Genomic DNA, 13,158 nt, shown 5'->3' with positions numbered 1-13,158 from the left:
GGATGCCATGGGTCGCTCCTGGGGGTCGCTCCCCGTGAGGGATGGATACCGGGCTGGCTCAATCCTGCCCGCCCGGCGATCACCGCAGCGCCCAACGACTGTCCCCAATTCGGGGGACGAGAGGATCGCGCACGCCGGCTGCTGCGCGTTCCGAGACTGGCCGACCAGACGATCGCCGCACGGGACCAAGGTCACTCGCTTTTCGCTCCCGCCAACGTGCCGACGGATCCACTGCGATGATGAGCGGGGGGCCGACCGGGCGCACGGAGGGTCTTTTGGTTCAGGAGCCGACGACGAGCAGGCGCGGCTATGCGCCGCGCCTGACGGTTGTCCTGTGTTCGGCCTTGTTCATCTGGTCGGGCGTGATGCCGGTCGCGCAGTTCATCGCGTCTCTGGGAGTACCGTCCTTCGCGCACCGTGAACTGATCGTCTGGGCGTTCGGCGTCCATGCCGTGGTCTGGCTGCTGGCCGTCCGGCGGCGCGGACCGGTGTGGACACCCGTGGCGACGTGGGGACTCGTCTGCCTGGTCTTGGCGATGTCGTCGACCGGGCCGGATGTCGCCGGTCAGCGGATCGTGCTGGACACCAGCCTCACCGTCGGGATCGCGGCGGCTCTGGTGTGCCCGCGGCGTCCGGCGGTACTCGTGGCGGCGGTGTTGTCCGTATCGGCCGGTCTGCTCGTCGCCGACAGCTACTACGCGCTGCTGATACCCGTCTACACGATCTGTTCCACGCTCGCGGTGGCCATTGTCACGGGTGGTCTCCGCGAGGTCGCGGAACTCGCCGACCGTTCCACCGTGCCCCGTCGCGGCGCCGACGCCGCGCTCCTCGCAAGGCCGTCCTCGTGGGGTCTGACCGGCGTGCGGGCCCGCCTCATGCACGACACCGTCATCAACACGTTGGGTGCCGTCGCGCGTGGTGTGATCGTCAGTGACCTCGACGCGATACGCCGCCGGTGTGTGGCCGAATTCGCGGCGCTCGACGAACTCGAGCGACTGAACGTTCCCGACACCACCGGCTTGGACGACATCCTGGCCTACGCGCGTGCGCTGGGCGTCGACGTCGCGGTCGACTCACCGGGGACCATCGAAGCCCTGCTCGGCGTGCAGCCACCGTGGCGTCGACGCGAGATCATCGGCCTCCTCGTCGAGTCGATCACCAACGCGGCAAAACATTCCGGCAGCGATAGCGTCGAGGTCGGCATCAACGCGCCGACGGGCCACATCACGATTCGCGATCGTGGGGTCGGCGTGGTCGACCTCGATCGGCTGCGAGCGACGCTGGCATGGCGCGCGGCGGACGCGATGATCACCGCCGATGTCGACTCGGCTGCGGGCGCGGGGACGACGGTGACACTCATCGTCCCGCCGCTGGAGTCCATCGACGGCCAGGGGGTGCTGACCCGGGCGGCCACCGAGATGGTCGGTCGGCTGGTGCCCGTGATGCTCGTCGAGTTCGCGATCGTCGCCGTGGTGGCGACCGCGTTCGGCACCGGGTGGTCGCTGAATGCGGTCCTGCCCGCAGCGCTGCTCTGGACCATCACCGCAACGCTGCTGACGATGGTGACGACGGCGGGTCGCCGCGGACCACATCTGCCGGCGACCGTCATCGGGGTGGGGTACCTGCTCATGCTCGCCGGTGTGCTGGTCGCGACCTCTGCGGCGGTGGTGCCCCCCAACATGGCATGGGCCGGCGATGCTGCGGCCACCGCGTGCATAGCGTTCATCGTGGTGGACGGCCGGGCCCGGGTCTTCCTCCCGCCGGTCCTGGCGGGTGTGGCCGCTGTCTGCTGGGCGATGATCACCGGAGCCGATCCGGGCGGATCGACCATCGCGGTGCTGATCGCCGACGTCGCGATCGTCACGGTGTTCGTCATCGTGCGACGAGGACTCGTGGCGATGGCCATCGAGATCGAACGGCGGCACCGTATCGAGCTGCGGCGCCGCGAGGAGAAGGAGCGGCGGGCGTCGCGATTGCACACCGTCGACGGCGAGTCCGTGCTCGCCCGGGCGCGGATGTTGCTCGGCGAGTTGGCGCGCCACCCCGAACGGATCGTGGACCCGCGAATCCGTGACGGTGCCGGCGTCGAGGAAGGATGCCTGCGGGCGATGATCGCCATCTGGGAGCATGAGGATCACGAATGGACCCGCATCATCACGGCAGCGCGGATGGCCGGGGTCGTGCTCGATCTCCATTTCTTCACAGCCGATCATCCGGTGCCGCGAAACACGTCGCCGTCACGGATCGAAGCGGTGGCGGCCGCGATCGCGCGGTGCCGGCCGGGGGAATCGGTGTCGGTGTCGGTTTTCGCCATCGGGCCGGACATGCGCGTCGACGTGGTGGCCGGGTCGTTGCCGAACGGTTTCGCCGAGATCGGCGCGGACGCATGACCGCCCGGCTGGCGATCGTCGACGACCACGCCCTGGTGCGCGACGCTCTGTCCGCGCAGATGGTCGCCGCCGGATTCGACATCGTCGTATGTTCTGGCTCGCTGGATGATGTTGTGGCACAGGATGGTATCGATCTGCTGCTGTTGGATCTCGACCTCGGGCCGACCGGTATCGCCGACGACCGCATCGTCGCCGCGTTGTGTGGTCGCGGCGTGGCGGTGGTGGTCGTCTCGGCGCTGGCGAGTTCCCGCCATGTCCGCCGGATGATGGCCGCAGGCGCGGCTGCCGTCGTGTCGAAGAACGACGCTCTCGACGATCTGCAGGAGGCGGTACGCGCCGCCCTTTCCGGCGAGAAGTGGATGACCACGACGATCGCGCGGGCGGTCCTCGACGATCGGGACATCGAGCGGCCGGTGTTGTCGGCCAAGGAACTCGAGGCGTTGCGCATGTACGCGGGCGGCATGAAACTCGACAGCGTGGCCCGGCGAATGGGCATCGCCCCGAGCACCGCGAAGCAGTATGTGGACCGGGTCCGCAGGAAGTACGAGGCGGTCGGTCATCCGGCGCGGACGAGGTCCGAATTGTTCGCTGCGGCAACCGACGACGGCTTCATCGTGCCGAACGGACCGAACGGTTCAGCCTGACTTCTCGAGTTCGGCGGCGGCCTCCTCGTCGGAGAGTCTCTTGATCCGGAAACCGGTGAAGCCGTAGAGGACACTGAGGATCGGACTCATGAAACAGAAGATGGCGAACGGCAGATACGAGAGGGTGGCCACGCCGAGCACCGCCCCCATGAACGCGCCGCACGAATTCCATGGCACCAGTGGGGAGGTGACGGTCGCGCTGTCGGCGCACAGTCGCGACAGGTTCTGCGGCGCCAGCCGACGCTGGACGAACTCGGTCCGGAAGATGCGGCTGGGCAGTACGAGGGCGATGTACTGGTCACCCGCAACGACATTGAGGCCGAAGCAGGTCGCGAACACGGTCAGATAGATACGCCCGCGTGTGCGGGCGGCGGCCACCATGGGGTCGATGAGGCGCGAGATGAGCCCGAACTTCTCGAGCAGCGCGCCGAAGGTGACGGCGCCGATGATCAGCCAGATCGTGAGCAGCATGGAGTCCATGCCGCCGCGGGATACCAGGCGGTCGATGTCCGGCACGCCGCTCTCGGCGACGAACCCGTTGGCCATCGCCCGCCAACCCGCCTGCAGTCCGGCCACCACCGGGTTGGACGACCCGTCGAAGGTGGCGACGTAGGCGGTCAGCGCGTCGTGCTGGGTGAAGGGTGCCATGATCGCGGCGAACAGCGATGCGGTCATCAGTGCCAGATACGGCGGCCACTTCCGCACCGACAGCACGATCAGCAACAGCAGTGGCAGCAGGTTGAGCGGATTGATCCAGAACACTTGGTCGAGGCCGGCGAGTTCGACCGCCTCACCGGGGGTGGCCTGCACGGCCGGGCCGGCCACACCCAGGATCGCGAACGCGATGCACGCAACACCGAAGGCGGGCAACGACGTCCACGACTGATTGCGGATATGGGTGAACAGATCCACCCTCACCATCTGGGCCGTGAGCACCGTGGTCTCCGACAGCGGTGAGAGCTTGTCGCCGAGATAGGCGCCCGAGATCACCGCGCCGGCGGTGATGGCGGTGGAGACGCCGAGCAGGCCCGCGATCCCGATGAGCCCCACCCCGATCGTCCCGACCGTCGTCCAGGAGCTGCCGATGGACATCGCGATGGCGCCGCAGACCAGCGCGGCCGCGATGTAGAAGTAGCCGGGCGCGAGGATCTGGATGCCGTAGTAGACCAGCGTCGGAATGGTGCCCGACAGATTCCAGGTGCCGATCAGCGCGCCGACGGCCAACAGGATGAACAGTGCCGTCGTGATCGACGAGAGCGCGCCGCGGCTCGCCTCCTCGATGTGCTCCCAGCGGTATCCGTTCTTGAAGAGGATCACCGTCACGATCGCGCAGCACAGCAGAAGTGCGACCTGGATCGGGCCGTCGAGGGCGTCGAGCCCGAACAGCAGCAGCGACCCCGCGATCAGGACTGCGAGCGCGACGATCGGGATGATCGCGTCGAGGAGGCTCGGCGGTTTGACCCCGGGTACGGCGTCGGGCGAGTCGCTGGGCTCCTCGATCATCACGAATCCGTCCGTCGAAGGAATGAGTGATCCGCCGGGTGACGTTCTCGTGCTGATTGTCTCGCGTTTACCTCGGGTACATCGGTCAATAACGCCCCGAGTCTGACCCCCATTCGGGGGACACGGCGTCAGCCGTCGAGCCGCTGCGCGCGCAGCTCATGTCCCTTCGACGTCAGGCAGCGTCCGCTCTCCAGATCCCACTGCCAGCCGTGCAGATTGCAGGTCAGTTTCTCGCCCTCGATGACACCGAACTTCGACAGGTCGGCCTTGAGGTGCGGGCACCGGCGCTGAATCTCCCAGCCGTCCTTGGTGATCGACGCCGAGTCGTCGTGCGCTTCGGAAAACCAGCCGTCGGCGTAGGCGATTCGTTCGTCGGTCAGACACTTGAAGAAGGTGTACAGGTACTCGTTGTACCCGCCGATGCGCCACGTGGTGAACCGCGTCGACAGGAAGATCGTGTTCACCCAGTCCGGCTCGTCGTCGCGCAGCACGGTGCGCACGAGTTCCGGCGCGATGCGGAACCCGTAGCGGTACTTGCCTTCTCCCTCTTTGGGCTCGCGCACGATCCGGTTGGGGAAGTCGAGGACGACGGTCTGGTCGCCGATGACGAGTCCGACCGGATAGCCGATGCCGTCGCAGATCAGGTCCGACTGCGCCATGATCGGCTCGAACAGATCCCGCAGCGGCGGCAGCAGCGGGTCGCCGTCTTCGGTCGCCCAGGTCGCCTTGTCGGCCGCGATCACCGGTGCGAACTTCTCCTTCATCCGCTCCAGATAGGCCTGCTTGTTCTCGCCGAACACCTCGTGCGGCGGATACGGATGGCTGATCTCCTCGAGTGCCGACCCGGTGAAGGTCGCCACCGACCCGGACACCATCATCAGGCCGCGATGTTTCTCGCCGTCGTCGGTGCCGTGGATACGCATCTGCTCCAGGAAGGTCTCCTGGTCGGGGAAGATCGACGTCACATCACCGGGCCGCTCGTTGTCGCCACCTTCGATGCCCGACCCGAAGTCGTTGAGCACGAACAGATCGTCGTCGAGGAACATCGGCGGCCCCGCCGACGGCACCACCCAGGTGGCGCCGACCTGCTCGATGTAGGACCGTGCGCGGTCCATGCCGCGCTGACGTTTCTGCGCCGCGAAGTTCGCCTTCGACTTGCGGGGGATGTCGTAGACCATCGGGTACCAGATGGCCCCCGAGTACTGCAGCAGGTGCACGTCGACGTGGCCGAACTGCTCGCCGATGACGTCGAGGTCGATGGGCCGGGCGTCGTTCATGTTGAACACGGTGGTCTCGCCGTCGGAGACGACCAGACCGGAATCGCCGATGGGGCCGTCGGCCGGGGCGCGCAGCGCGATGATCATCACGTCCAGCGAACCCTTGTCGCCGGTGACCGTGGTCTTCACCGAGTCGGTGGTCTCGACGAACTTGGTGAACCCGAGCTTCTCCAGTTCGCGCTTGAGGTCCGGCACCGGGTAGTCGGGCAGCAGGACCGTGGCGTCCTTGCTGATGTTCTCCCGCAGGTTCTTCTCGTCGAAGTGATCGCGGTGCAGGTGCGAGACGTAGAGGTAGTCGCAGTCGCCGAGGGCTTTCCAGTCCAGGTCGGAATTGTCCGGGAAGGGTACCCACGATGCGAAGTACGCCGGGTTGACCCAGGGGTCGCAGAGGATGGAGCCGGCGGCCGTCTGAATGTGGAATCCGGCGTGGCCGACGCTGGTGATCTGCAAGTTCTCGCCTCCAAAGTGGTCCGGACCAGGCTGTGGTGGGTCCGCGCAAGTACCTGACCAGGGTAGCGTCGGGGACCTTCGGACACGGCATCGAGGCGGGCGGTCGGGACCTTCGACCCGCAACGGCACCGACCGATAAGCTCGTCACATGGAACCGGTCTATTCCAGCGTCATCACCACGGCTCGGATGCTGTGGCTGGCCGAGGGGCTGAAATTCACCATCTCCGGCGTGGAGAACGTGCCGAAGACCGGCCCGGGTGTGATCGCCATCAATCACACGGGCTACATGGACTTCACCTTCGCCGGGATTCCCGCCTATCTGCAGGGCAAGCGGTACGTCCGGTTCATGGCGAAGAAGGAGGTCTTCGACAACAAGATCTCCGGACCCATCATGCGTGCGCTCAAGCACATCCCGGTCGACCGCGCGAGCGGCGCGCAGAGCTACGAGGACGCCGTCGACCGTCTGAAGAGCGGCGAACTCGTCGGGGTCTACCCGGAGGCGACGATCAGTCGCAGCTTCGAGATCAAGGGGTTCAAGTCGGGCGCGGCGCGGATGGCGCTCGAAGCCGATGCGCCGATCATCCCGACGGTGATCTGGGGTGCGCAGCGGATCTGGACGAAGGGCTATCCCAAGCGGCTCGGCCGCACCAACACCCCCATCTCGATCGGCGTCGCCGAACCGATCGAACCGACCGGCGACGCCGAGGCCATCACCGCGAAGCTGCACAAGGTGATGGAGGACAAGCTGCTCGAGCTGCAGGACGCCTACGGTGAGCACCCCGCGGGTGAGTTCTGGGTGCCGGCCCGGCTCGGAGGTTCGGCCCCGACGCTGGAGGAGGCCAACCGGATGGACGCCGAGGAGCAGGCCGCGCGTGCCGCGAAGCGAGCTCAGCGCGAGGAAGGCTGACGGGATCGTGGAACCGGTCTTCCGGACCCTGGAGATCATCGCGAACGGACTCGCGCATGCCCAGGGCCTGAAGCTCACGTTCCGTGGCGTCGAGAACATTCCCGGCAGCGGCGGCGCCGTGCTGACCGTCAACCACACCGGCTACGTCGACTTCCTGCCCGCCGCCCTGGGCCTGCGGCGGGCCGGACGCCGCCCGCGCTTCCTGATCAAGTCCGAGGTGATGGACGTCGCTATCATGCGTTTCCTGGTCAACCACACCAAGACCGTGCCGGTCGACCGGTCGGCCGGCGCCGAGGCCTTCGGGGCCGCGGTGCAGCGGTTGCGTGAGGGCGAGATCGTCGTGGTCTACCCGGAGGCGACCATCAGCCGCAGTTTCGAACTGAAGGAGTTCAAGACCGGGGCCGTCCGGATGGCCGCCGCGGCCGACGTGCCGATCATCCCGGCCGTCGTGTGGGGTGCGCAGCGGCAGTGGACCAAAGGTGGCACGCGAGCGATGGGCCGCAAGCACATTCCCGTGTCGGTGAGCTTCGGACCCCCGTTTCGGGTCGGTGCCGACGAGTCTCCGGAGGCTGCCACACAACGTCTGCGCGAGGTGATGGAGGCCGAACTGCTCGAGGTACAGACCGAATACGGGCCGCATCCGGCGGGCGAGTTCTGGGTGCCGTCTCGGCTCGGTGGCTCGGCGCCGACGCCCGAGGAGGCCCATCTGATCGAGGATGCCGAGGCCGCACGGAAGGCCGAGGCGCGGGCGCGGAAGGCGAGGGAGAAGCGATGACCTTCGGTCCGCCCACGCTCATCGCCAGCGACGTCGACGGCACGTTGATCGACGACGACAACAAGGTGTCCGAGCGGACAATGAAAGTGCTTGCGGCAGCACATGATTCCGGGGTGGAGTTCGTGCTCGCCACCGGCCGGCCGCCACGGTGGATCGCCGAGATCACCGATCAGTTCGGCGCCGAGTCGCCGATCCGGTACGCCGTGTGTGCCAACGGTGCCATCCTCTACGACGTCCGCAACGACCACGTGATGGCCTCGGCGACAGTGCAACCCGACGTCCTCGAGGTGCTCGTGGAGCGTGCCTACCGTCAGTTGCCGGGCTGCGGCATCGCCGCCGAACGGGTCGGTCGTTCCGCGCACGATGCGGTCACCCCTCCGTTCGTCGCGACGTCGGGCTATCGGCACGCGTGGCTCAACCCGGACCACATCGAGGTCGGCGACGACGAGGTGTACTCCGAACCGGCGGTGAAACTCCTTGTGCGGCAACCCGAGATGACCAGCAGGGAGATGGCTGCCCGGATGTCCGCGGCGGTGGGTGATCTCGCCCAGGTGACCTATTCCACCGACAACGGACTGATCGAGCTGTCGCTGCCCGACACCCACAAGGCCTCCGGGCTGGTCGGCCTCGCCGGCCTCGCCGGCCTCGACATCACCGCCACGATCGCCTTCGGCGACATGCCGAACGACGTCGAGATGCTGAGCTGGGCCCATCACGGGGTCGCGATGGGGCACGGACACCCCGCCGCGCGCGAGGCCGCCGACGAGATCACCGTCGGCAACAACGACCACGGTGTCGCGCGGGTGCTCGAACGTTGGTTCGGCTGAACAACTCCCGGCCCGACCCAATGCGTGCCGAACTCCCAGGTTGCAACCACACTCCCGGGGTGCACCATGGGATCGTGGTTGGAGCATGGGGAGTCACGCCAGCAGGCTGGACCACAGCTGGTCCATGTGGTGCAGGATGGCCTCGGTGTCGATCAGCAGCGGCGCCACATGACCACCGCCGCGGACGGTGCCGGTGCGCACGTGTGATGCGCCACCGGCAAGGGCAGCGAGTTCGGCGGGACTGCATCCCATCGTGTCGTCCGCGGCGGCCAGCATCAGCGTGGGCATCCGGAGCTGTGTGACCAGATGCTCGATCCCTTTACGGTGCAGCATCATCGAGTTCATCGCGTGCAGCATGCCGCGACGATCCGTGTCGGTGAACGCGGCCATCGTCTCGCGGGTCCGGTCGGGTTCGGCGTTCGACGCCTCGGCTCCGATCAGCTTGTCGCTCAACATGTTCGTCAACCATCGGGTCGGTCCGGTGACGCGGTAGAGCTGAACGAGCGGCCAGCACAGGATCCACTTCTCGCGAGCGCTCAACGCGCGCAACGGGCAACCGATCGTCGTCACCGTATGCACGCGCTCGGGATGATCGGCGGCCACCTGGATTCCGATATGCCCGCCCCACGCGTTGCCGACCCAGTCGACCGGAGTGGTCACTCCGAGCTCATCGAGTACCGCGACCGCGGCGTCGATCACCTCGGGGAAGGTGAAATCCCGATCCAGGGGATCGCTGCCTCCGTGGCAGGGGCCGTCGATGGCAAAAACTTCACGCTGGGAGGCGATTTCGTCGAACAGCGGCCCCCAGGACCGGGAGTCCACGAACAGGCTGTGCCACAACACGACCGGGGGTCCGGACCCGGCACGGCGGACATGCAGGCGTCCGAGGTCGGTGGTGATCAGTACAGAGTCGGGGTTGCCCATGGCGCTCACGTCCTCGAGGATTTGCTTCGGAAACCGAAATTTCGGTATCCGTAGTATTCTCCGGTTTCATGACCTCGTCAAGGGTGCCGGACGCGGACCGCCTGGCCATCGGCCAATTGCTGATACGTCTGCTCAACGAATTCCGTGCCGATCTCGCCGCACCGCGCGCGGCTGCCGGTTACGGCGACATCCGCGACCCGCACATGCAGATCTTCGGCAATATCCGAATAGGTGGCATCCGACTCACCGAGCTCGCGTCGCGGGCGCAGCTGAGTCTGGCCGCGACGTCGGAGCTGGTGAACGACCTCGAGCACCTGGGTTACCTGACCAGGAGGCCCGATCCCGCGGACGGCCGCGCCAAACTGATCGATCTCACCACGCGTGGCCAGGAACTCATGCGGGAAGCCGGTGGCCGCGTCGCCGACATCGAATCACGCTGGGCGGCAACGGTTGGCGATACCGAATATGCGCGGATGTGCGCCACCATGCAGCGACTGCTCGATGCCCTTGACCCGGACGACTCGAGAGCCTGACCCGACCGACCGAATGATCGGCGCCGCGCTTCCCGTGCTCGACCGCGTGCGGGACGCTGCCACGAACACATCTGGTGAATGCGACCTTGGCCGAGGCCGCGCGATCGTGGTGGAGTGGCATGCGACCGCGACCTGAGACGTCGTCCGGTACGCCCTCCCAACTCGTGACGCGGTTGTGACCCTCCTCGGGTTGTCGTCCTACTCGCGAGTTCACTAGAGTCACACCAGTCACTTCAGTAACAGCGGCGGTCACAGCAGGGAGGCCCGGACCTTGGTCAGAGCACGCCCACGGCACACGCGCGCCCGAACACTGTCCTTCGCAGCGATCGGACTGGTTCCGGCGTTGCTGCTCGGCGGTCTGCTCACCGTCGGTGGGTCGACCGAGACCACGCAACGGGTCACACTCTCGGCTGGTTCTGAACTGACGCTGATCGGTCACGGCCTCGGCCATGGTCGTGGGATGGGCCAGTGGGGCGCCTACGGTTACGCCCGTCAGGGCTGGTCGGCGGCACAGATTTTGCGCCACTATTACGGCGGCACCACCGCGGGGAAGGTGGACAGACCCGATATCTCGGTGATCTTGACCGGGAAGAATTCGGTGGATGTGCACGCGGACGCCGGGATGCGAGTCGGTGGCCAGACGGTGGCTCCCGGACAGGCGGTCAGCTTGTCCGGGGCCACGGCCACCATCCGGACCGGGTGCGGCGGCGGTGTGGTGCGCAGTGTGCCGGCACAGTTCGTCGAACCGATCAACCTGGCGGCGAGCCGGCCGGCCCGCGAGTTCCTCAAGTACTGCGGCTCCAATCAGGCCTACCGCGGGGCGCTCGGATTCGACGGTGGCCGTGTGGTCAATCGGCTGAACGTCGACGACTACGTCAAGGGCGTCATCCCCAAGGAGAGTTCCCCGGGGTGGGCCGACTCCGGTGGCGCCGAGGCGCTGAAGGCCCAGGCGGTCGCGGCTCGCACCTATGCGCTGGCGGCGATCGCGAGCGGCAAGAAGATCGACGACACCCAGAACTCCCAGGTCTACGGGGCAGTCGCGAGCGAGGACCCCCGCACCAACGCCGCCGCCGACGCCACGGCCGGCCAGATCCTGAACCAAGGCGGCAAACCTGCCTTCACCGAGTTCTCGTCGTCGACCGGCGGCTACACGGCGGGCGGCAGGTTCCCGGCGGTTCGCGACGACGGCGACACCGCCTCCCCCAATCACAACTGGACCGCGACGGTCAGCGCCGGGAGTGCCGGCGCCGCGTTCGGGGTGGGTGCGCTGCGCGCCCTCGAAGTCGTCGAGGCCAACGGGCTCGGCCCGGAGAACGGCCGTGCGATCAAGGTCCGGGCGATCGGCTCCGGCGGCACCCGCGAGGTCAGCGGTGAACAGGCCCGCACCCTCCTGCAGCTCAAGTCGGCGTTCTTCTCGATCGCCGGCCAGACCAGCAAACCGAAGATCGTGACGCCGCCGACCGGACCCGACGGCAGCGGTGGACTACTGGATCTCGGCAGCCTCTCCTCCCTTTTCGACGGCCTCTCGCCCGGGCTGTCGCAGCTGCTCAGTCTCGGCACCAGCGCGATGAACGGCAAATACAGCGAACTCGGGGGCATCACCGGACCGCTCGGCCAGCTCATCGGCGTGCCGAACCTGACCCCGGACGGAAAGGGCGTGATCGCCCTGTTCCAGCGCGGGCTGATGCTCTTCAGCCAGCAGACGGGTGCGCATGCGCTGGTCGGTGCGTCCCTCGCCGACTATCTGGAACGCGGTGGCCAGCCGGTGCTGGGATTCCCGCAGGCCGATGGGTTGAAGTAGGCGGTCGGGCTCGATCGGGATCGTGCCGCGGGCGGGACGGCCCGGCGTTCCACCCGGTCTCGCGAATGACTTGACATGGAGCACAGCGCGAGCGGTCGTCGCGTGCACTGTGCGCGCATACACCCGCGACAGCTGTGGCCGGTGTCGGCAGAGAGCAAAATGTGTGCGGCGACGTCGGGAGTGAACACGGGTGTGCGCCAAATCGGGCCGGCGTGCTTCGCGCCGTTGTCCCCGTCCGGTCTGTTCACGCCACGGAATCACCCCGAGCAGTCGGGGCACTCGATTCCGCGTCTAGTTCGTCGGGCGCCTGTCCGGCCCCGCGAGCACCAGCTGTTCGGCGACGGCGACCAACTTGGTGTTGGTCTCCTGGGAGAGTCGGGCCAGCAGCGCGAAGGCGGCGTCGGCGTCGATGGCGTAGCGCTCCATGAGCATGCCCTTCGCCTGGCCGATGATGTCGCGCGTGGTCAGGGCGCTGCGGAGTTGCTCACGTTCCCGCACGGTGGCGAACGCGGTGGCGCAGTGTGCGGCGAACAGCCCGCCCAATGCGCGGGCATCCTCGTCGAACGCGCTGGGGCGGGTGCTGTGAAGGTTGAGCGCGGCCGAATCCTTCCCATCGATGTAGAGGCAGAAGCACACCATCGACGAGATGCCCAAATCGGCTGCCGCAGGAGCGAATCGGGGCCAGCGGGGCTCGTGGGTCATGTCGATGATGTGGATGGTCGAGTCGTCCAGCGCGGCCCGTAGGCACGGACCCTCGACCAGCTCACGCTGCAGATCGTCGCACCGACCGGCGAGGTCACCGATCATGACCGGGGTCTCGATGCGCCCCTTCGTGACCAGGGTGACGCTCGCGTACTCCGCGCCGGGCACCGTGCTGACCGCGGCCTTGGACATCCCGCGCAGCATGGCTTCGGTGTCGCCGCTCTCGATGTGCAGATCGCGGACCAGCCCGGCCATCCGCACACTGATATCCACGGTCATCGCGCATCCTCCTCGGCACAATCCGCTCCGACAGATCTTCAGATTACGACCTCGGGGGGCGCCCGTCCTTCCTACCGTGCCACCGGGTCGCCTGGGTGCGGGCCGGCGTCGACCCACGTCACGGTCCCGGTACGACGCGGGGGGAC

General features: G+C 67.3%; 11 protein-coding genes. 7 read left to right on the top strand and 4 right to left on the bottom strand.

Annotation, left to right across the window (positions count from 1 at the left end; genetic code table 11):
* Positions 1 to 275 precede the first annotated feature (275 nt).
* Positions 276 to 2,390, top strand: coding sequence for a hypothetical protein (locus ACWDTI_RS03520; RefSeq protein WP_449736651.1), 2,115 nt, complete (start codon positions 276 to 278; stop codon positions 2,388 to 2,390).
* On the top strand, positions 2,387 to 3,034 hold the full coding sequence (locus ACWDTI_RS03515) for a response regulator (protein WP_449736650.1): 648 nt from the start codon (positions 2,387 to 2,389) through the stop codon (positions 3,032 to 3,034). Before ACWDTI_RS03520 ends, ACWDTI_RS03515 begins: the two co-directional genes overlap by 4 nt.
* Here ACWDTI_RS03515 and nhaC read toward each other — a convergent pair.
* Both nhaC and ACWDTI_RS03505 read right to left on the bottom strand, forming a co-directional pair.
* On the bottom strand, positions 3,026 to 4,537 hold the full coding sequence (gene nhaC, locus ACWDTI_RS03510; protein ID WP_449736649.1) for a Na+/H+ antiporter NhaC: 1,512 nt from the start codon (positions 4,535 to 4,537) through the stop codon (positions 3,026 to 3,028). The genes ACWDTI_RS03515 and nhaC overlap by 9 nt on opposite strands.
* Before the next feature lie 128 nt (positions 4,538 to 4,665).
* A complete protein-coding gene (locus ACWDTI_RS03505; RefSeq protein ID WP_449736648.1) occupies positions 4,666 to 6,264 on the bottom strand; it encodes a Rieske 2Fe-2S domain-containing protein in 1,599 nt (532 codons plus the stop codon).
* Positions 6,265 to 6,412: 148 nt separating this feature from the next.
* On the opposite strand from ACWDTI_RS03505, the gene ACWDTI_RS03500 reads away from it, so the two are divergent.
* From ACWDTI_RS03500 to ACWDTI_RS03490, 3 genes are read left to right on the top strand one after another with little or no spacing between them, the layout of a single operon-like run.
* Positions 6,413 to 7,171 (top strand): lysophospholipid acyltransferase family protein, encoded by a 759-nt coding sequence (locus ACWDTI_RS03500; protein ID WP_449736647.1) that lies wholly within the window; start codon positions 6,413 to 6,415, stop codon positions 7,169 to 7,171.
* A gap of 7 nt (positions 7,172 to 7,178) precedes the next feature.
* The gene (locus tag ACWDTI_RS03495; RefSeq protein ID WP_449736646.1) at positions 7,179 to 7,946 is read left to right on the top strand and encodes a lysophospholipid acyltransferase family protein; all 768 of its coding nucleotides are present in this window, start codon (positions 7,179 to 7,181) and stop codon (positions 7,944 to 7,946) included.
* Entirely contained in the window at positions 7,943 to 8,773 is an 831-nt protein-coding gene (locus ACWDTI_RS03490) for an HAD family hydrolase (RefSeq protein ID WP_449736645.1), read from the top strand. The genes ACWDTI_RS03495 and ACWDTI_RS03490 overlap by 4 nt, the downstream gene beginning before the upstream one ends.
* 93 nt (positions 8,774 to 8,866) lie before the next feature.
* Here ACWDTI_RS03490 and ACWDTI_RS03485 read toward each other — a convergent pair whose 3' ends face one another.
* Positions 8,867 to 9,697, bottom strand: a complete 831-nt coding sequence (locus tag ACWDTI_RS03485) for an alpha/beta fold hydrolase (protein ID WP_449736947.1) — start codon at positions 9,695 to 9,697, stop codon at positions 8,867 to 8,869.
* 68 nt (positions 9,698 to 9,765) lie between these two features.
* Here ACWDTI_RS03485 and ACWDTI_RS03480 point away from each other — a divergent pair, with 68 nt between their 5' ends.
* Positions 9,766 to 10,230, top strand: coding sequence for a MarR family winged helix-turn-helix transcriptional regulator (locus ACWDTI_RS03480; RefSeq protein ID WP_449736644.1), 465 nt, complete (start codon positions 9,766 to 9,768; stop codon positions 10,228 to 10,230).
* Positions 10,231 to 10,501: 271 nt separating this feature from the next.
* Positions 10,502 to 12,031 carry a SpoIID/LytB domain-containing protein gene (locus tag ACWDTI_RS03475; RefSeq protein ID WP_449736643.1) on the top strand — a complete coding sequence of 510 codons (1,530 nt, stop codon included), beginning with the start codon at positions 10,502 to 10,504 and terminating at the stop codon, positions 12,029 to 12,031.
* 291 nt (positions 12,032 to 12,322) lie between these two features.
* Here ACWDTI_RS03475 and ACWDTI_RS03470 read toward each other — a convergent pair whose 3' ends face one another.
* Entirely contained in the window at positions 12,323 to 13,012 is a 690-nt protein-coding gene (locus ACWDTI_RS03470; protein WP_449736642.1) for a GAF and ANTAR domain-containing protein, read from the bottom strand.
* Positions 13,013 to 13,158 lie beyond the last annotated feature (146 nt).

This window comes from Gordonia sp. NPDC003424 (assembly GCF_053588655.1).
The sequence above is the reverse complement of the archived record's forward strand: the minus strand, read 5'-3'. Positions and strand labels throughout refer to the sequence as shown.

Excerpts from the sequence above, each read along its gene's own strand:
- ACWDTI_RS03515 (WP_449736650.1), top strand. The coding sequence starts at position 2,387 with ATGACCGCCCGGCTGGCGATCGTCGACGACCACGCCCTGGTGCGCGAC.
- nhaC (WP_449736649.1), bottom strand. The coding sequence starts at position 4,537 with ATGATCGAGGAGCCCAGCGACTCGCCCGACGCCGTACCCGGGGTCAAA.
- ACWDTI_RS03500 (WP_449736647.1), top strand. The coding sequence starts at position 6,413 with ATGGAACCGGTCTATTCCAGCGTCATCACCACGGCTCGGATGCTGTGG.
- ACWDTI_RS03490 (WP_449736645.1), top strand. The coding sequence starts at position 7,943 with ATGACCTTCGGTCCGCCCACGCTCATCGCCAGCGACGTCGACGGCACG.
- ACWDTI_RS03485 (WP_449736947.1), bottom strand. The coding sequence starts at position 9,697 with ATGGGCAACCCCGACTCTGTACTGATCACCACCGACCTCGGACGCCTG.
- ACWDTI_RS03480 (WP_449736644.1), top strand. The coding sequence starts at position 9,766 with ATGACCTCGTCAAGGGTGCCGGACGCGGACCGCCTGGCCATCGGCCAA.
- ACWDTI_RS03470 (WP_449736642.1), bottom strand. The coding sequence starts at position 13,012 with ATGACCGTGGATATCAGTGTGCGGATGGCCGGGCTGGTCCGCGATCTG.